Origin of the sequence: Pseudarthrobacter sp. J47 (genome assembly GCF_049810315.1) — a bacterium.
GTDB lineage: Bacteria > Actinomycetota > Actinomycetes > Actinomycetales > Micrococcaceae > Arthrobacter.
The window spans coordinates 1,682,874-1,699,534 of sequence record NZ_CP187358.1; the positions used below are offsets into that span (position 1 = coordinate 1,682,874).

The 16,661-nt window shown below is 66.4% G+C and carries 20 protein-coding genes and 1 riboswitch; of the genes, 19 read left to right on the top strand and 1 reads right to left on the bottom strand.

Annotation, left to right across the window (positions count from 1 at the left end):
• The first annotated feature begins 145 nt into the window (after positions 1-145).
• From ACPJW8_RS07530 to hisF, 14 genes are all read left to right on the top strand, one after another.
• Positions 146-1,012: a cytochrome gene (locus tag ACPJW8_RS07530; RefSeq protein ID WP_330188568.1), complete on the top strand. Its 867-nt coding sequence runs from the start codon at positions 146-148 to the stop codon at positions 1,010-1,012.
• Positions 1,013-1,086: 74 nt separating this feature from the next.
• Positions 1,087-1,689, top strand: coding sequence for a peptide deformylase (def, locus tag ACPJW8_RS07535; protein ID WP_330188567.1), 603 nt, complete (start codon positions 1,087-1,089; stop codon positions 1,687-1,689).
• Positions 1,686-2,606, top strand: coding sequence for a methionyl-tRNA formyltransferase (gene fmt, locus ACPJW8_RS07540; RefSeq protein WP_330188566.1), 921 nt, complete (start codon positions 1,686-1,688; stop codon positions 2,604-2,606). Before def ends, fmt begins: the two co-directional genes overlap by 4 nt.
• The gene (locus ACPJW8_RS07545) at positions 2,603-4,177 is read left to right on the top strand and encodes an RsmB/NOP family class I SAM-dependent RNA methyltransferase (RefSeq protein ID WP_330188565.1); all 1,575 of its coding nucleotides are present in this window, start codon (positions 2,603-2,605) and stop codon (positions 4,175-4,177) included. Before fmt ends, ACPJW8_RS07545 begins: the two co-directional genes overlap by 4 nt.
• A gap of 47 nt (positions 4,178-4,224) precedes the next feature.
• Positions 4,225-4,899 carry a ribulose-phosphate 3-epimerase gene (gene rpe / locus ACPJW8_RS07550; protein ID WP_330188564.1) on the top strand — a complete coding sequence of 225 codons (675 nt, stop codon included), beginning with the start codon at positions 4,225-4,227 and terminating at the stop codon, positions 4,897-4,899.
• An 82-nt stretch (positions 4,900-4,981) separates the two neighbouring features.
• A riboswitch (FMN riboswitch) is annotated at positions 4,982-5,130 on the top strand.
• A 93-nt stretch (positions 5,131-5,223) separates the two neighbouring features.
• Positions 5,224-5,964 carry a nicotinamide riboside transporter PnuC gene (pnuC, locus tag ACPJW8_RS07555; protein ID WP_330188563.1) on the top strand — a complete coding sequence of 247 codons (741 nt, stop codon included), beginning with the start codon at positions 5,224-5,226 and terminating at the stop codon, positions 5,962-5,964.
• Entirely contained in the window at positions 5,961-7,115 is a 1,155-nt protein-coding gene (gene ribD, locus ACPJW8_RS07560; protein WP_330188562.1) for a bifunctional diaminohydroxyphosphoribosylaminopyrimidine deaminase/5-amino-6-(5-phosphoribosylamino)uracil reductase RibD, read from the top strand. The genes pnuC and ribD overlap by 4 nt, the downstream gene beginning before the upstream one ends.
• Positions 7,115-7,744: a riboflavin synthase gene (locus ACPJW8_RS07565; RefSeq protein ID WP_330188561.1), complete on the top strand. Its 630-nt coding sequence runs from the start codon at positions 7,115-7,117 to the stop codon at positions 7,742-7,744. The genes ribD and ACPJW8_RS07565 overlap by 1 nt, the downstream gene beginning before the upstream one ends.
• A 68-nt stretch (positions 7,745-7,812) precedes the next feature.
• Positions 7,813-8,469 (top strand): 3,4-dihydroxy-2-butanone-4-phosphate synthase, encoded by a 657-nt coding sequence (gene ribB / locus ACPJW8_RS07570; RefSeq protein WP_330188701.1) that lies wholly within the window; start codon positions 7,813-7,815, stop codon positions 8,467-8,469.
• Entirely contained in the window at positions 8,466-9,203 is a 738-nt protein-coding gene (ribA, locus tag ACPJW8_RS07575) for a GTP cyclohydrolase II (protein ID WP_425256433.1), read from the top strand. The genes ribB and ribA overlap by 4 nt, the downstream gene beginning before the upstream one ends.
• A gap of 71 nt (positions 9,204-9,274) precedes the next feature.
• Entirely contained in the window at positions 9,275-9,760 is a 486-nt protein-coding gene (ribH, locus tag ACPJW8_RS07580; RefSeq protein WP_330188560.1) for a 6,7-dimethyl-8-ribityllumazine synthase, read from the top strand.
• Positions 9,761-9,858: 98 nt separating this feature from the next.
• Complete coding sequence (locus ACPJW8_RS07585; RefSeq protein WP_330188559.1) at positions 9,859-10,122, top strand: phosphoribosyl-ATP diphosphatase; 264 nt, start codon at positions 9,859-9,861, stop codon at positions 10,120-10,122.
• Positions 10,123-10,211: 89 nt separating this feature from the next.
• Positions 10,212-11,072, top strand: a complete 861-nt coding sequence (hisG, locus tag ACPJW8_RS07590; RefSeq protein WP_330188558.1) for an ATP phosphoribosyltransferase — start codon at positions 10,212-10,214, stop codon at positions 11,070-11,072.
• Positions 11,073-11,106: 34 nt separating this feature from the next.
• Positions 11,107-11,883, top strand: coding sequence for an imidazole glycerol phosphate synthase subunit HisF (hisF, locus tag ACPJW8_RS07595; protein WP_330188557.1), 777 nt, complete (start codon positions 11,107-11,109; stop codon positions 11,881-11,883).
• Between the two features lie 85 nt (positions 11,884-11,968).
• Here the strand turns inward: hisF and ACPJW8_RS07600 are convergent, their stop codons facing one another.
• Entirely contained in the window at positions 11,969-12,613 is a 645-nt protein-coding gene (locus tag ACPJW8_RS07600) for a TIGR03085 family metal-binding protein (RefSeq protein ID WP_330188556.1), read from the bottom strand.
• 77 nt (positions 12,614-12,690) lie between these two features.
• On the opposite strand from ACPJW8_RS07600, the gene hisI reads away from it, so the two are divergent.
• The 5 genes from hisI (at position 12,691) to trpC (ending at position 16,611) form a co-directional block, all read left to right on the top strand.
• Complete coding sequence (hisI, locus tag ACPJW8_RS07605) at positions 12,691-13,095, top strand: phosphoribosyl-AMP cyclohydrolase (RefSeq protein ID WP_330188555.1); 405 nt, start codon at positions 12,691-12,693, stop codon at positions 13,093-13,095.
• A gap of 81 nt (positions 13,096-13,176) precedes the next feature.
• Positions 13,177-14,781, top strand: coding sequence for an anthranilate synthase component I (locus ACPJW8_RS07610; RefSeq protein WP_330188554.1), 1,605 nt, complete (start codon positions 13,177-13,179; stop codon positions 14,779-14,781).
• Complete coding sequence (locus tag ACPJW8_RS07615; RefSeq protein ID WP_330188553.1) at positions 14,781-15,392, top strand: Trp biosynthesis-associated membrane protein; 612 nt, start codon at positions 14,781-14,783, stop codon at positions 15,390-15,392. The genes ACPJW8_RS07610 and ACPJW8_RS07615 overlap by 1 nt, the downstream gene beginning before the upstream one ends.
• 110 nt (positions 15,393-15,502) lie before the next feature.
• Positions 15,503-15,790: an HGxxPAAW family protein gene (locus ACPJW8_RS07620; protein ID WP_330188552.1), complete on the top strand. Its 288-nt coding sequence runs from the start codon at positions 15,503-15,505 to the stop codon at positions 15,788-15,790.
• Positions 15,790-16,611 carry an indole-3-glycerol phosphate synthase TrpC gene (trpC, locus tag ACPJW8_RS07625; RefSeq protein ID WP_330188551.1) on the top strand — a complete coding sequence of 274 codons (822 nt, stop codon included), beginning with the start codon at positions 15,790-15,792 and terminating at the stop codon, positions 16,609-16,611. The genes ACPJW8_RS07620 and trpC overlap by 1 nt, the downstream gene beginning before the upstream one ends.
• Positions 16,612-16,661: the final 50 nt, after the last annotated feature.

Consider the following 16,661-nt stretch of genomic DNA (forward strand, 5'->3'; position numbering starts at 1 on the left):
GGCAGTGACGGATTGAATGCCGGAACACCGCGCATCAGCATGATATCGGAGTTGCCGCAGCCACCCATGCCGGCAGCGGATGCCCGCCGCACGGATGGGGCCCTCGCGGGCAACCCTTGTCAGTGCCCTATGAAAGAGTCTTTGCATGACCGATCCGTTATTGGCCCACGCCACGGAATATGGCCGCATGTATGCGCGGTCCACTTCCGCTCCGTTCTCCGTACCGTCCATCACTACCGTCATAGGGCAGCAGCCCCACGGCCTGGACGGCTGGTTCGGGTACATGGGCGCCAACGGCCTCGCGCAGGATCCCCTGTTGGCGGAGTCACTGGGGAGCCCCGCCAAGCTGCGGCAGGCAGTCAGCCGGGCGGCGAAGGCGGCGGAAACCTACCGGGACACCGCAGCCCGGCGCGGAGACAGGGTCCATAACTACTGCGAGCAGGTTGCCCTGCGTGCACTGGGCCGTCCGCACACCATGAAGGAAGCCCGTGAGGCGCTGGCCGCGAACGGCGAGGAAGGCTTCGCTGCCCGCTTTGACGAGTGGTGGGAGTTGTACCAGGTTGAGCCACTGGCACCTGAAATCACCGTGTGGAACCAGACTGTCGGCTACGCAGGCACCCTGGACCTCGTGGCCAGGATCAACGGCAGGACGTGCCTGATCGACTACAAAACCAAGGGCACCAGCCGGGACGGCACCGTTAAGCCGCTGGACGCCAAGGTGGTTATGCAGCTCGTCGCCGGCATGAAGGCCGAGGAGAGCCTGGTGGATCCTGTCGCCGGAACCTGGGAGCCCTGGAAATATGGGGAGGAGCCGCTGCTGCTGGCGGTGGCCATCGGTGAAACCGAGGTCCGCCCGGTACGGGCCAACCCGGAGGTCCTGAAGCATCACTGGTGGAAATTCTGTGCTTTGCGGCGCGTGTGGGAACTGTCCGCAGACACCGCAAGTGCCGGCCACCCGTTGCTGCCCATAGCACCTCCGGCCTATGCGCCGTCGGGAATGTCACGCGCGTAGGCAGGCGCACCCGGGCCTGCCAGGAACTAAACTGGACTGGCTCCACTACCCGTTACCGTAAGGATCATTCCTCCATGGCCATTCTGAACATCCGCATCATTGGCGATCCCGTGCTTCGCACCGTGGCGGATCCCGTGACGGATTTCGGCCCGGAACTGGCAAAACTGGTTGCCGACATGACAGAGACCATGGAAGACGTTGACGGCGCCGGCCTGGCCGCTCCCCAGGTGGGTGTCAGCCAGCGGGTCTTCACGTACCGGATTGACGGCGTCGAAGGCCACATCATCAACCCCGTCCTGGAAAACAGCGAGGATTTCCAGGAAGACCAGGTGGAGGGCTGCCTGTCCATTCCCGGCCTGGGCTTCCCTGTGCGGCGCCACCGCAGCACCAGGGTCACGGGAGTTGATATGCATGGAAATCCGGTGTCCGTGGAAGGCGAAGGAATGCTGGCGCGCTGCTTCCAGCACGAAACCGACCACCTTGACGGCATCCTCTTCACGGACCGCCTCGACGGCGAAGACCGCAAGGCGGCCCTGCGAGCCATCCGGAACGCCAACTACTCTTCCATTGCCGAAAGCACGACGGCGAAGCGCGCCAAGTCTGTCGGCTCCAGTTTCGGCGCATCCGGCTCAGCCGGGGCAGCGTTCGGCGGCGGCTCCTTCGGCGCCGGTTCATGAGGGTACTCTTCGCGGGCACACCGGCTGTCGCCGTCCCGTCCCTGGATGCACTGCTGGCGGCGGGATTCAACGTCGTCGCTGTCCTCACCCGTCCTGACGCCCCGGTGGGCCGCAAACGGGTCATGACGCCGTCGCCGGTTGCTGCGCGCGCGCAGGAACTGGGCCTTCCGGTGATTCAGGCGTCCAAGGTGGACGCCGCCGTGACGGACAGGATCGCCGCAGTGCAGCCGGACGTCGCCGCCATTGTTGCCTACGGCGGCCTGATTCCTGGCCCGGCGCTGGACGTTCCGCGGCACGGCTGGGTCAACCTGCACTTTTCCCTGCTGCCGGCCTGGCGCGGTGCTGCCCCGGTGCAGCGCTCCATCATGGCCGGGGATGACGTCACAGGTGCTGTGACGTTCAGGCTTGAAGAAGGCCTGGACACCGGGCCCGTCTTTGGCACCCTGACGGAGGCAGTTGGTCCACGGGATACCGCAGGCCAGCTGCTGGAGCGGTTGTCCCACAGCGGCGCCGTGCTGCTGGCCCAGACGTTGTCCGCCATCGGGACCGGCCAGGCGGCTCCCGTGCCGCAGCATGGCGACGTAACCCTGGCGCCCAAGCTGACCCTCGAAGACGGCAAGGTGGACTGGCAGCAGCCGGCGCTGGCCATTGACCGGCAGATCCGTGGCGTTACCCCTGAGCCCGGTGGCTGGACTTCCTTGGCCGGACAACGCGTCAAGCTCGAACCGGTCATCCCGCATCCCGGTGCCGTGAACCTGGCTCCCGGAACTGTTGAACTTCGCGGAAAAACCGTCCTGGTGGGCACGGGCTCGCACGCGGTGGAACTGACGCGGGTTCAGCCCGCCGGCAAGAAAATGATGGCCGCGCCCGATTGGGCCCGCGGAATGGCTTCCCAGGAAAGCGTGGTGTTCGAATGAGCGGATCTGCAGAGTCCGGCCGGAACGACGGCAGGGGCCGCAGTGGCGGCCCGAATGCCGGTGGCAACGGCCGGTCCGGCGGCGTGCGGCGTGACGCGAAGGGACGCGAACGCAACAGGAGTGCGCAGCGCAGCTTTACGGACAACGCCCCGTCGCAGCGCACCCGCCGCGCCGATCCCGCGCGCCTTGTGGCCTTCGAGGTGCTGCGTGCCGTGGCCACCGAAGACGCCTACGCCAACCTGGTGCTTCCGGCCCGCATCCGCCACCATCGGCTGGACCGCCGGGATGCCGGATTTGCCACCGAGCTGACCTACGGCGCGCTGCGTGGCCAGGGCACCTACGATGCCATTCTTGCCCGCTGCGTGGACCGGCCCCTGGACCAGCTTGATCCGGCCATCCTCGATGCCCTGCGCATCGGCGTCCACCAGCTGCTGGCCATGCGCGTCCCGGCGCACGCGGCCCTTGACCAGACGGTTGGCCTGGCCAGGGCAGTCATCGGGGCAGGTCCCGGCGCGCTGATCAACGCGGTGCTGCGTAAGGTTGCTGCCCGCACCATGGACGAGTGGCTTGAAGTCCTTGTCAGCGGCGAGACCGATCCCACCCGCATTGCGTCCATCAGGTACGCCCACCCTGAGTGGATTGTCCGCGCCATGCGCCAGTCCCTGGTGGCACACGGACGGCCTGCCTCAGACATCGATCAGCTCCTGGACGCGGACAATGCCGCTCCGGTGGTGAACCTCGTAGCCCTGCCCGGGCTCGGCAGCCTGGAGGAAGCGCTGGAAGGCGGCGCCGCTCCCGGTGAACTTGTTGAGGGTTCAGCGCTCAGCAGCGGCGGCGACCTCGGCCGGTTGGCCTCCATCCGCGAAGGCACCACCAGGGTGCAGGACGTTGGCTCCCAGCTGGTGGCCCGTGCGCTGGCAGCGGCAGACGTTACACCTGCCGCGGGTGACGGACCGGCCGCCGGTGACAAGGCGGAAGCCTGGCTGGACCTTTGTGCCGGCCCCGGCGGGAAGGCTGCGCTGCTCGCGGCGCTGGCGCACCGCAAGGGAGCCACGTTGCTGGCCAACGAGCCCGCGCCGCACCGCGCCAAGCTGGTCAGCCAGGCGCTGTCCGCCGTGCCGGGGGAGGCCTGGAGCGTCCGCACAGGGGATGGCCGTGAGGTGGGAGACGCCTTCGCCGGCAGCTTCGACAGGGTACTGGTTGACGTCCCCTGCAGCGGCCTCGGTGCGCTGCGCCGGCGCCCGGAATCCCGCTGGCGCCGCACGCCCAAGGACCTGGCTGACCTCGGCCCGCTGCAGCGTGAACTGCTGAAGTCGGCCATTGACGCGGTGCGTCCCGGGGGCGTGGTGGCCTATGTCACGTGTTCGCCCCACCCGGCGGAGACCACGGCGGTGGTCAGCGATGCGCTGCGCAAGCGCGAGGACCTGGAACTGCTGGACGCCGGCGCGGTCCTGGACTCCGTGAGCCTTCCCGGCTCCCTGAGCGCCGGTCACGAACAGACGGCCCAGCTGTGGCCGCACATCCACCAGACTGATGCCATGTTCCTTGCCATCATCCGGAAGAAGCCCTGACAAAAGAATCTCTCTGACAGAAGAAGCCCTGACCGAAAGGCCATCCCATGCCGCAGTGCTGCATCAACCCGAGCATCCTCTCCGCGGATTTCGTCAACCTCGAGGCCGAGCTCGCCCGCATCAGCAACGCTGACGCCGTGCACGTCGACGTGATGGACAACCACTTTGTGCCGAACCTTACGTTGGGCCTGCCCGTGGTCAAGCGGATCCAGGCTGTCAGTCCGGTGCCGCTGGATGCGCACCTGATGATTTCCGACGCCGACCGCTGGGCTCCCGAATATGCCGACGCCGGCGTGGCCTCGGTGACCTTCCACGCTGAAGCGGCGCTGGCACCGGTAAAGCTGGCCCGCGAGCTCCGTGCCCGCGGCTCCAAGGCGGGCATGGCACTGCGCCCGGCCACCGCCGTCGAGCCTTACCTGGACATGCTGACGGAACTGGACATGCTCCTGATCATGACGGTGGAGCCTGGCTTTGGCGGGCAGGCCTTCCTTGACGTGACGCTGCCCAAGATCCGGCGGGCGCGGGCGGCAATTGACGGTTCCGGAGCGTCCGTGGCGCTGCAGGTGGACGGCGGCATCACCGAAGAGACCATCGTGCGCGCAGCGGAGGCCGGCGCTGATGTTTTTGTGGCCGGCTCAGCGGTATATGGCGCCGACGATCCTTCCGGGGCGATCACCAGGTTGCGTGATGCCGGCCTGAAGGCCCTCCAGGCCAGGGCCTGATCAGCAGGCCACCTGGTTGTTACGCCGCTGGTCACGGGAATAGCGGGCGGCAGCTTCCTGTTGTGGCACAATGACAAGACACATACGTGCTCCGGGGTCGGTGTAAGTCCGAACCGGCGGTTATAGTCCGCGACCCGCGAGCCGCAACCTTCCTGCGAAGGCTGCGGCGGACGGTTGAACTGGTGGAATTCCAGTGCCGACAGTTAAAGTCTGGATGAGAGAAGCACGTACAGCTGTATTTTTCGGCGCCACAGGCGTCGGGCTATTTTGCTGTCGTATACCCCCGGAGCCATCGCGGTTCTAGAGGGAAGGAACGACACACACGTGGACCTTTTGCGGTGGCTCTTCGAAGCTCAGATTCCGGTTGGCGGATCTGTCCTGATTCTTCGTGAAGTGCTGGGAAACATTTTTGGACTGGCCAGTGCCCTCGGTGGCATGCGCCGTAAGGTCTGGGCCTGGCCGGTGGGCATCGCCGGCAACCTGCTGCTGTTGACAGTGTTCCTGGGCAACGTGTTTGGATCAGCCACACCCGCCACGCTGTGGGGACAGGCGTCCCGCCAGGTGATGTTCATCGCGGTTGCCGCGTACGGCTGGCACCGCTGGCAGGAGAGCCGGCGGCACTCGGGAGCGGCGACTGCGGCTGGCGCCGCCATTACGCCCGGCTGGGCCGGAACCCGCACCCGGATCATTCTGGTTGCAGCCATGGTGGCCGGAACGGCTGCACTGACCCCGCTGTTCGATGCGCTGGGATCCTACCCGCCGGTCTGGGCTGACGCATGGACCTTTATGGGATCACTCCTGGCAACCTACGGCATGGCGCGCGGCTGGACCGAGTTCTGGCTGATCTGGGTTGCCGTGGACATAGTTGGCGTCCCGCTTCTGTTCAGCGCCGGATACTACGCCAGCGCACTGATGTACCTCTTCTATGGTTTCTTCACCCTGGCCGGCTTCTTCGTCTGGTGGCGGGCTTCGAGGAAGGCGGCTGCCGCATCCACGGTAGCTTCAGGGGCTGCCGCGCCGTCAGCTGCTGGGGTCCCGGGACCGCTGGATCGGGTGGCACCATGACCGCCCCGGTGACCGCTTTCACAGCCGCCGAGGAATCGGCCATGCGGGCAGCGCTGGAGGCCGCCGCGAAAGGCCCCCGTGGAGCAAATCCGCTGGTAGGTGCCGTGGTGATCGGCCGCGACGGAGGGGTGCTCCTGACCGGTTACCACCGGGGCGCCGGCACGCCGCACGCCGAAGCCGACGCGATCGCCCAGGCCATGGAAACGGGAGTGGACCTGCACGGCACCACCATGGTGGTCACCCTGGAACCCTGCAACCACCGTGGACGCACGGGACCCTGCGCGCAGGCCATCATCGACGCCGGGATCGCCGACGTCGTTTATGCGGTGGATGACCCCCACGATCCCGCCGCCGGCGGAGCCGCGACCCTGCGCAACGCAGGGGTCCGGGTCCGCAGTGGCCTGGGGGCCGAAGCCGCACTGGACCTGAACCGTCAGTGGTTCCAGGCAGTGGCGTGGAACCGGCCGTTCGTCACCCTGCACATTGCGCAGACCCTTGATGCCCGGATTGCGGCCGAGGACGGCACCAGCCAGTGGATTTCCTGCCCTGAGTCGCTTGCGGACAACCATGGCCTGCGCAGCCGGATCGACGCCATCCTTGTGGGCACCGGAACTGTCCTGGTGGATAACCCGCGGCTCACTGCGCGTACGCCGGACGGGACACTGGCCGCCAAGCAGCCCATCCGTGCCGTCATGGGCCTCCGCGAGGTGCCCGAAGATGCTGCAGTGCGCGGGCATGACGGGCTCTACATGCACCTGGCAACCCGGGATCCTGCCGAGGCGCTGGCCGGGCTTTACGCGGCAGGCGCCCGGCACGTCATGGTGGAAGGCGGCTCCAGCATCCTGAGTTCGTTCCTGTCCGCAGGGCTGGTGGACGAGTTGATCATGTACCTCGCGCCCACGCTCCTGGGCTCCGGAACGGCATCGCTGACAGGACTTGGAATCAGCACCCTGGCAGAGGCCCAGCATTGGGACTGGGACCCCGCGCAGGGCGGGGCTGTCCAAAAACTGGGCCGGGACCTGCGCCTTCACCTGCGGCCACAATGTGCCACACCCTTCGCGGCACCACAAACCACAACGCAGCAAACAACAACACCACAAACCACAACACAGCAGCCCGCCGCCGCGGGCGAAGCCTTTGGAGGCAATTGATGTTTACCGGAATTATTGCCGAACAGGGCGAGGTCCTGGCGGTCGAACGCAACGGTGACCAGAGCGCCGTCGTCAGGCTGCGCGCCCCGGGCACCACTGAGGGCCTGGCGCTGGGCGGCTCCATCGCCGTCAACGGCGTATGCCTCACCGCAACTGAAATCGACGGCAAGGAATTCAGCGTTGACGTTATGGGCGAAACGCTGGTGCGCAGCACCATCGGCGAGCTCGCTGCCGGAGACGCCGTCAACCTTGAGCGTTGCGTCCCCGCAGGCGGCCGGCTTGATGGCCATGTGGTGCAGGGCCACGTCGACGGCGTCGGCCACCTGGTGGAGCGCGAAGCACAGGGCAACTGGGACCGCCTGAGGTTCGCCGTGCCCGCCAACCTGGCCCGCTACATCGCGGAAAAGGGATCCATTGCCATTGACGGCGTCTCCCTGACCGTGACGGCCGTCAGCGGTGCAGCCGAGCCGGACCCCTGGTTCGAAGTGGGGCTGATCCCCATCACCCTGGCGGAAACGGGACTGGGGCGGAAAACGCCCGGCAGCCGCGTCAACCTCGAGGTGGATGTGCTGGCCAAGTACACCGAGCGGCTGCTCGCCTTCGCACCGGTCGCCGGGAGCACCAAGTGAGCGCCGTGGTTCCCGCCGGCCCGGCGGCCCCGCCCACGCTTGACACAGTGGCGGACGCAGTACGCGCCATGGCGGCTGGACTCCCTGTCCTGGTGGTGGACAACGAGGACCGCGAAAACGAAGGCGACATCATTTTCGCAGCCCAGCATGCCACGCCGGCACTGATGGGCTGGACCATCAGGCACTCCTCCGGCGTCATTTGCGTGCCGTTGAGCGGCGAGCGCGCTGACGCGCTGGACCTGCCACCCATGGTGGCCGTCAACCAGGATGCGAAGGGCACTGCCTACACGGTGTCCTGCGACGCAGCCGTGGGGGTAAGCACCGGAATATCGGCAACTGACCGGGCACTGACGGCCAGGGTCCTGGCGGATTCCAGCAGCGTGCCCGCGGACGTGACCCGCCCGGGGCATATTTTCCCGCTTCGCGCAGTTGACGGGGGAGTACGGGCCCGTCCGGGCCACACCGAAGCAGCCGTGGACCTGTGCCGGCTCGCCGGGCTTGAACCGGTGGGTGTGATTGCTGAAGTAGTGTACGACGACGGCGAAATGATGCGCCTGGACGGCCTGCGCGCCTTTGCGGACGAGCACGGCTGCCCACTGATTTCGATTGAAGGTTTGGCAGCGTACCTGGAGGGTACCTACCAGGCAGAGGCACCAGATGGCCTGTCCGATGGCTCCGAGGAAGCATTGGACGGATCTCCGGTGGAGGAAGAGGAGAAAAAATGACGGTTTCCGGTACCAGGGGTACAGCGTCCGATGGCAATGAAGCCGTAGCGGCCGACTCAGCGGCGCAGGCCGGTACAGCAGGACTGCACCCTGTAATGGGTGGACCGGTGGTCCAGCTGCCTTCCGAGTTCGGCACGTTCGTGGCCCAGGCATGGACTGACCTGGAATCCGGCGTCGAACATCTTGCCGTCAGCTCACCCCTTCCACCGTCTGACGGGAAGGCGCCGCTGGTGCGGCTCCACTCCGAGTGCCTGACCGGTGACGTCTTCGGCTCGTACCGCTGCGACTGCGGTGAACAGCTGGCGTATGCGCTGGAGCTGATCCAGAAGCAGGGCGGCACGCTGCTTTACCTCCGCGGCCAGGAAGGCCGGGGCATCGGGCTGGCCAACAAGATCAAGGCCTACGCGTTGCAGGAGGCCGGCTTCGATACGGTGGAGGCCAACCAGCAGCTGGGCCTTCCCGTGGACGCCCGGCATTACAACGCCGCCGCCCAGATCCTAGCGGAAATGGGCCTGCAGGAAGTCCGGCTGCTCAGCAACAACCCGGACAAGAAGAACCGGCTGGCCCAGGCAGGCGTGACGGTGGTGGAGATGGTTCCTACCGAGGTGCCTTCCCGCGAGCAGAACATCCGTTACCTGCAGACCAAAAAAGACCGCATGGACCACCGCCTCACCCTGGGCGGGGCTGCAGTGGCGAACCCCGCCGCAGCCACCTACCAGCACGAACAGGACTGACCTGGCCGTTAATCCGGCCCGCAGTCACGCAACACCACACCCCAGATACGTCCCAACAGCAAGGATCACGCATGAGCGGCCACGGCGCACCCACTATCGACCTCAGCACCTTCGACCAGGAAGCCACGTCCCGGCTGAAGCTGGCGATCATCGCCGCGAGCTGGCACACCGAGATCATGGACGGCCTCCTGGACGGCGCCCTCCGCGCAGCCGGTGAGGCCGGAATCAGTGAACCGTCGGTCTTCCGGGTGCCCGGCGCCTTCGAGCTGCCCGTTGCTGCTGCACGGCTGGCACCGCACTTTGACGCAGTAGTGGCACTGGGCGTGGTGATCCGCGGCGGTACCCCGCACTTCGAATACGTGTGCCAGGCGGCGACGGCGGGACTCACCGACGTCAGCGTCAACACCGGAGTGCCGGTTGGGTTCGGCGTCCTGACCTGTGACACCGAGCAGCAGGGATTGGACCGGGCTGGACTGCCGGGTTCTTCCGAGGACAAGGGCCACGAGGCAGTGACTGCGGCGCTGGCCACGGCCGTCCTGCTGCAGCCGTTCGGATAACCGGCTTTCCCGGGTCCGGTGTGCCGTCCATCACAACGGGGACGTCATGCTGGGTCCGGACAGGCGTGGCCGGCGCCGTACCAAGTAGTCTTGAGGGCGTGAAGAATTTCGAGTCGCTGTTCGCTGAACTGAGTGAGAAGGCAGCCTCCCGCCCGGAGGGCTCCCGCACCGTCGCTGAATTGGATTCCGGCGTCCACGGCATCGGCAAGAAAGTCGTGGAGGAAGCAGCCGAAGTCTGGATGGCTGCCGAGTACGAATCCGATGCCGCCGCTGCCGAGGAAATCTCCCAGCTCCTGTATCACCTGCAGGTTCTGATGATCGCCAAGGGCCTCACCCTGGAAGACGTTTACAAGCATCTGTAGCCACCCCGGCACGCGCACCCCCTTGGCTTGCGCTGCCATCGAGTGGCCACATTTGCCCCTGATAAACGCCTGAACGAAAAGAGCACCCCATGCTGCGCGTAGCAGTCCCCAATAAAGGTTCCCTGTCCGAAGCCGCCTCCGCCATGCTGTCCGAGGCCGGCTACCGCCAACGCCGCGACAGCCGCGAGCTGGTGATGGTTGACCCGGACAACGAGATCGAGTTCTTCTTCCTCCGCCCCCGTGACATCGCCGTGTACGTAGGGCGTGGAACGCTCGACGTCGGCATCACCGGCCGCGACCTCCTGCTGGACGCCGAGGTGGAGGCAGAGGAACTGCTTCCCCTGGGCTTTGCCGCTTCCACCTTCCGGTTCGCTGGACCGGTGGGCGACTTCGCCGGCGTCGAACAGCTTGAAGGCAAGCGGCTGGCCACCAGCTATGACGGGCTGCTGCGTGGTTACCTCGCCGAGCGCGGCATCAACGCCCAGGTGGTCCGGCTGGATGGCGCGGTGGAATCCTCGGTGCGCCTCGGCGTCGCAGATGCCATTGCGGACGTGGTGGAAACCGGAAACACGCTCAAGGCAGCCGGGATGGAAATCTTCGGCGAGCCCATCCTGAAATCTGAGGCCGTCCTCATCAGGCGCACGGGCCAGGGCGGGGCCGCCAACGGCACCGTCAAGGAAATCGAGGTGCTGATCCGCCGCCTGCAGGGTGTGCTGGTGGCGCGCCAGTACGTGCTGATGGATTACGACATCCGCAAGGACCTGGTGGAGCAGGCAGCTTCCCTGACGCCCGGCCTGGAATCGCCTACCGTTTCCCCGCTGCGGGACTCCGAATGGGTTGCCGTGCGCTCCATGGTTCCCAAGCGGGAAACCAACCGCATCATGGACGAGCTCTACGATCTTGGCGCCCGCGCCATCCTGGTCAGCAGCATCCACGCCTGCCGGATCTGATCACCGACTTCCCGCTGACTTCAAGGAGAAGCACATGGCTGTAGCCGTACGCGTCATTCCCTGCCTGGACGTTGACGCCGGCCGCGTTGTGAAGGGCATCAACTTCGAGGGCCTCCGCGATGCCGGGGATCCCGTTGAGCTGGCACACCGCTATGACAACGCCGGTGCGGACGAACTGACGTTCCTGGATGTCACAGCGTCCTCGGGCAACCGGGAAACCACTTTCGACGTCGTACGCCGCACCGCAGAGGAAGTCTTCATTCCCCTGACGGTGGGCGGCGGTGTCCGCGGCGTGGCCGAGGTGGACAAGCTGCTGCGCTTCGGTGCGGACAAGGCCTCCATCAACACCGCGGCCGTGGCCCGGCCGGACGTCATCGACGAAATCAGCAGGCACTTCGGTTCCCAGGTCCTGGTGCTGTCCGTTGACGCCCGCCGCACGCGTCCGGGTTCCGAGCCCACGGCGTCCGGTTTCGAGGTCACCACCCACGGCGGCCGGCAGGGGACCGGGATCGACGCCGTTGCCTGGGCACGCGAGGCCGCTGACAGGGGCGTGGGGGAGATCCTCCTGAATTCCATTGATGCGGACGGCACCAAGGACGGCTTCGACCTGGAACTGATCCGCCTGGTGCGCGCTGCGGTAAAGGTGCCCATTATCGCCTCCGGTGGGGCCGGGGAACCCGCCCACTTCCCGCCCGCGGTGGAAGCCGGCGCGGATGCCGTACTGGCGGCGTCGATTTTCCACTGGGGCCCGGACAACATGATGTCCCAGGTCAAGGACGCCATCCGGACGGCAGGCTTCGAAGTCCGTTAGCGCGGTGGTTGAGCCTGTCGAAACCCGGTGGTTGAGCCCGTCGAAACCGTCGAACCTGGATCTCGACAGGCTCGATCACCGGTGGTTAGAGCCCTACTTCTGCTGACTGCAGCAGCGCTACGGCGTCCGGCTGGCCTTCGAAGGTGACCAGGGCGTGCCGGGTGCGGCCGTGTGCGTGCATCAACAGCTCACCGGGTTCACCAACGATGGCAACGGACACGGGGGCGCGCTTGGCCACGTGCCGGGGACCGGACGGGCGGACCAGCACGATGCCGAGGTCCACGCCGCGGTAGAGGATGGCGGCGCGCTTGATCAGTTCGGCCCAGAGTGCGTCCGAATACGCTTCGTCGAGGGCCCGGGGAGCCCACCGGTCCACGGCGCGCCTGACGTCTTCGGTGTGCACGAAGTACTCGATCAGGTTGGAGCTTTCGTCCAGCGCCTTGATGTTCAGCGGAGACAGCGCGGGAGGGCCGGCGCGGAAGCTGTTGACCAGTCGCGTGTAGGCCGCAACAGAGGCCGATTCGTCTGCCAGCTTGGCTGTTGCTGTCTCCGAGGCCTTGGCCAGTCCCTTGAAAATCAGGCCCAGTCCAACGGCGATTTTGCGTTCGCGAAGGTACAGGTGGGCGGCCAGGTCCCTGGTCTGCCACCCGGCGCAGAGCGTGGGGGAGTCAGGTCCGGCCGCCAGGAGGGTTTCGGCAAGGACTTCTCGGGACGGGTCGACGAAATGCATCACTTGTGAAACTAGCACGAGAGCGGCGAAGTTGCGCAGCGGCAGGCGGTGCACAACAAGGCACTAGACTTGAGCTGATGTCAGAGCAGCCCGCCCCCAGCAATCTTCCCGGCGGCACCTTGCCCGGTGCCCTTCCGGTTGAAATTTCGGACGCCCTAAAGCGGGACTCCGCAGGCCTTGTTGCCGCGATTGTCCAGCAGTTCGACACCAACGAAGTCCTGATGCTGGGATGGATGGATGACGAGGCCCTGAGCCGCACGCTGACCAGCGGCCGGGTGACGTTCTATTCACGCTCCCGCCAGGAGTACTGGCGCAAGGGAGACACGTCAGGCCACGTCCAGTGGGTCAAGTCGGTAGCCCTTGACTGCGACGGCGACGCCCTTCTGGTCCGGGTGGACCAGGTCGGGGCCGCATGCCACACGGGCACCAGGACCTGCTTCGACGGCAGGGACCTCGGCGCAACCGCCGGCCAGCGCAACTGAGCCGGGCAACCTGACCCTCGTAGGCCGCCGTCGAGCGGAACCTTTGAACAGCAGCACAAAGAACAGGCGGAAAGCAGAGCTATGCAGGACCTTGGAATCATCAGCCCGGGACTGGAGGAGTTCCGTGAACTTGCTGCCACCCGGCGGGTCATCCCCGTCCACCTGAAGGTCCTGGCGGACGCTGAAACTCCGATCGGCCTCTACCGGAAGCTGGCACAGGGCCAGCCCGGCACCTTCCTGATGGAGTCCGCGGCCGTGGGCGGCGCCTGGTCACGCTATTCGTTTATTGGTGCGAAGTCCCGGGCCACGCTGACCACCAAGGACGGCAACGCCCACTGGCTGGGCCAGCCACCCGCGGGCGTCCCGCTGGACGGCAACCCCGTGGAGGCCGTGCGGGACACCATTGCGGCACTCCAGACCGAACGGTTCGAGGGCCTGCCGCCCTTCACCTCCGGAATGGTCGGTTTCATCGGCTGGGAGTCCGTGCGGCACTGGGAGCGGCTCACCAGTCCTCCCGAGGACGACCTCCACCTGCCGGAGCTGGCGCTGAACCTGGTGACGGACATGGCCGTCCACGACAACGTGGATGGCACCGTCATGCTGATCGCCAACGCGATCAATTTTGACGACACCTCAGAACGCGTGGACGACGCCTGGCATGACGCCGTCAAGCGGATCAGGTCCCTGCTGGAACGCGTGGCGGAGCCTGTCCGCCAGCCGGTTTCCGTGCTGGACACCACGGGTCCGGATTTTGCCGCCAGCGTGCAGGAACGCTGGGACGAGAACGAGTACCTTGCCGCACTGGATCGGGGCAAGGAAGCGATCGTGGACGGCGAAGTGTTCCAGGTGGTGATCTCGCGGCGCTTCGAAATGGAGTGCGGCGCGTCCCCGCTGGACGTCTACCGCGTCCTGCGCAACACTAACCCCAGCCCCTACATGTACATCTTCAGCCTGGCCGATGCCGACGGACGTGAGTACTCGATCGTGGGCTCCTCGCCGGAGGCACTGGTCACCGTAACGGGCGACGACGTCATCACCCACCCCATTGCCGGATCCCGGCCGCGTGGCAAGTCGGTCGAGGCAGACAAGGCCATGGCGGAGGAACTGCTGGCGGACCAGAAGGAACGCGCCGAGCACCTGATGCTGGTTGACCTTTCCCGCAATGACCTGTCCAAGGTCTGCGTCGCAGGAAGCGTCGACGTTTCGCAGTTTATGGAAGTTGAACGCTTCAGCCACATCATGCACCTTGTGTCCACGGTGGTGGGCAAGCTCGCGCCGGGGGCAAGCGCCTATGACGTCCTGAAAGCCACCTTCCCGGCCGGCACGCTCTCCGGGGCTCCCAAGCCCCGCGCGCTCCGGCTGCTGGACGAGCTGGAACCGCACCGCCGCGGGATCTACGGCGGCGTCGTCGGGTACCTGGACTTCGCGGGGGACATGGACATGGCCATTGCCATCCGGTCCGCGCTGCTGCGGGAGGGCCGTGCCTACGTGCAGGCCGGCGGTGGCATCGTGGCCGATTCCAGCAACCCGGCTGAGGCCCTCGAAACCGTGAACAAGGCAGCTGCCCCGCTTCGTGCCGTGCATACGGCCGGTTCGCTGCATGACATCACCGCGGAATCGGTGGTTGTCCAGGACCCGGCCACGGCTGAAGCGCGGGGAGCAACAGACATCCAGGCGGCGCAGTAGTGCCTGGCACCGGTTCCGGCATCGCCCCTGTTACGCCGCGATGGGCCCGCCGGCCCTTGCTGGTCCTTGCCATCACTGTCCTGGCGCTGGCTGCCTTCGGCACAACCACGCAGACCTGGCTGACCGTCCACCTTGACCCCGGACAGCTGGGCCAGGGTTCCGGCTCGGAACTCGCAGTGCCTGGCAACAAGGCCGCTACGGCCGTAACGGCGTTGGCCCTCGTGGCACTGGCCGGCGGAATCGCCGCCTCCATTGCGGGGCGGGTTGCCCGCTGGGTCATCATGATCCTGATCGTCCTCGGCGCCGCCGGTATCGTCGCAGCGGCCGCCACGGTCACGGCGGACCCGCTGGCTGCTGCCCAGGGCGCCATCGCCGAGGCAACCGGAGTGTCCGGAGGTCCTGCCGACGTGGCCACGACGGTGTTCCCGGTGCTGTCCATGATGGCCGGCGTGCTGCTGGGATGCGTGGCCCTCCTGCTCGTTCCTGCCGGACGGTATTGGAAGACGCGCACACGTTTTGACGCAAAGGCCACCCCGGGTGCTGCGGCATCCGGTCCGGTCGATGAGATTGACACCTGGGACAGGTTGTCCCGCGGCGACGATCCCACCTGAGGCGCGTCGACCCCGCCCGTTACGCGAGCGGTCATGCAGCACGGCCGGTCACATGGCACGGCCCAAAAAATGGCAGAATGTAAGCAGTATTCATCCTGAGGAGATTTTCCATGAGCAAAGCCCCTGTTTCCGCGTCCACCAGCAACCAGTCCGCCAAGACGGTTCACGGCGTTGACCACAGCGTTGAAATCGGCCACGGTAACAGCCCGGCGGCCTGGACCTGCGTTTTCATCATGCTTGCCGGCGGCCTGGTGTCCTCGATCGCGTTCGTGATCGCCAACACCCCCATCTTCGTTGCCGGCATCGTCATCATGTTCGTTGGCCTGATCGTTGGCTACATCATGCGCAAAGCCGGTTACGGCGTGAACGGCAGCAAGCTGAAGAACTCCGGCCACTGATGGCCACCGTTCTCGATGACATCAATGCCGGTGTCAGGGAGGATATGGAAGCCAGGCAGCGCCTGGTATCGCTGGCTGAACTGAAGGACCGGGCGGCGGCTGCTGCTCCTGCCCGTGACGCCTGGGCCGCCCTGGGCGGTCCGCTGGAGGTCCGCAACGAGCTCCGCGTGATTGCCGAGATCAAGCGCAGCAGCCCCTCAAAAGGTGCGCTGGCCGCTATCTCGGATCCGGCGTCGTTGGCTGTGCAGTATGCCGACGGCGGTGCTTCCGTCATCAGTGTCCTCACCGAGCAGCGGCGCTTCCACGGCTCCCTGGCGGACCTGGATGCCGTGCGCGCCAGTGTTGATGTTCCGCTGCTGCGCAAGGACTTCACGCTGGATGAGTACCAGATCTGGGAGGCCCGTGCCCACGGCGCGGACCTCGTCCTGCTGATTGTCGCGTCGCTCTCCGACGCGCAGCTCCAGGAGTTCAGCGCGCTGAGCCACCAGCTGGGCATGAACGTCCTGGTGGAGACGCACACGCCGGAGGAGATCGAGCGCGCCGTTGCTGCGGAGGCCCGCATCATTGGCGTGAACGTGCGGAACCTGAAGACGCTCGACGTCGACCGTTCAGTTTTTGCCTCCCTGGCGGGATCGATTCCGGCCGGCGCAGTGGTGGTTGCCGAATCCGGCGTCCGCGACGCTGATGATGTGCGGCACTACGCGGCCAACGGGGCCAACGCCATCCTGGTGGGGGAGGCGCTGGTCAGCGACGCAACTCCGCGCGAGCGCATTGCGGAGTTCTCCAGTGCAGGTGCAGCGGCCATCGCGGCCCGCGCCTGAACCTGCCCCGGGACCGCGGCCCAGCCGCATACCCACAGGCAGCGGGTCCT

Excerpts from the sequence above, each read along its gene's own strand:
- ACPJW8_RS07530 (WP_330188568.1), top strand. The coding sequence starts at position 146 with ATGACCGATCCGTTATTGGCCCACGCCACGGAATATGGCCGCATGTAT.
- def (WP_330188567.1), top strand. The coding sequence starts at position 1,087 with ATGGCCATTCTGAACATCCGCATCATTGGCGATCCCGTGCTTCGCACC.
- fmt (WP_330188566.1), top strand. The coding sequence starts at position 1,686 with ATGAGGGTACTCTTCGCGGGCACACCGGCTGTCGCCGTCCCGTCCCTG.
- ACPJW8_RS07545 (WP_330188565.1), top strand. The coding sequence starts at position 2,603 with ATGAGCGGATCTGCAGAGTCCGGCCGGAACGACGGCAGGGGCCGCAGT.
- rpe (WP_330188564.1), top strand. The coding sequence starts at position 4,225 with ATGCCGCAGTGCTGCATCAACCCGAGCATCCTCTCCGCGGATTTCGTC.
- ribD (WP_330188562.1), top strand. The coding sequence starts at position 5,961 with ATGACCGCCCCGGTGACCGCTTTCACAGCCGCCGAGGAATCGGCCATG.
- ACPJW8_RS07565 (WP_330188561.1), top strand. The coding sequence starts at position 7,115 with ATGTTTACCGGAATTATTGCCGAACAGGGCGAGGTCCTGGCGGTCGAA.
- ribB (WP_330188701.1), top strand. The coding sequence starts at position 7,813 with ATGGCGGCTGGACTCCCTGTCCTGGTGGTGGACAACGAGGACCGCGAA.
- ribA (WP_425256433.1), top strand. The coding sequence starts at position 8,466 with ATGACGGTTTCCGGTACCAGGGGTACAGCGTCCGATGGCAATGAAGCC.
- ribH (WP_330188560.1), top strand. The coding sequence starts at position 9,275 with ATGAGCGGCCACGGCGCACCCACTATCGACCTCAGCACCTTCGACCAG.
- hisG (WP_330188558.1), top strand. The coding sequence starts at position 10,212 with ATGCTGCGCGTAGCAGTCCCCAATAAAGGTTCCCTGTCCGAAGCCGCC.
- hisF (WP_330188557.1), top strand. The coding sequence starts at position 11,107 with ATGGCTGTAGCCGTACGCGTCATTCCCTGCCTGGACGTTGACGCCGGC.
- ACPJW8_RS07600 (WP_330188556.1), bottom strand. The coding sequence starts at position 12,613 with ATGCATTTCGTCGACCCGTCCCGAGAAGTCCTTGCCGAAACCCTCCTG.
- hisI (WP_330188555.1), top strand. The coding sequence starts at position 12,691 with ATGTCAGAGCAGCCCGCCCCCAGCAATCTTCCCGGCGGCACCTTGCCC.
- ACPJW8_RS07610 (WP_330188554.1), top strand. The coding sequence starts at position 13,177 with ATGCAGGACCTTGGAATCATCAGCCCGGGACTGGAGGAGTTCCGTGAA.
- ACPJW8_RS07620 (WP_330188552.1), top strand. The coding sequence starts at position 15,503 with ATGAGCAAAGCCCCTGTTTCCGCGTCCACCAGCAACCAGTCCGCCAAG.
- trpC (WP_330188551.1), top strand. The coding sequence starts at position 15,790 with ATGGCCACCGTTCTCGATGACATCAATGCCGGTGTCAGGGAGGATATG.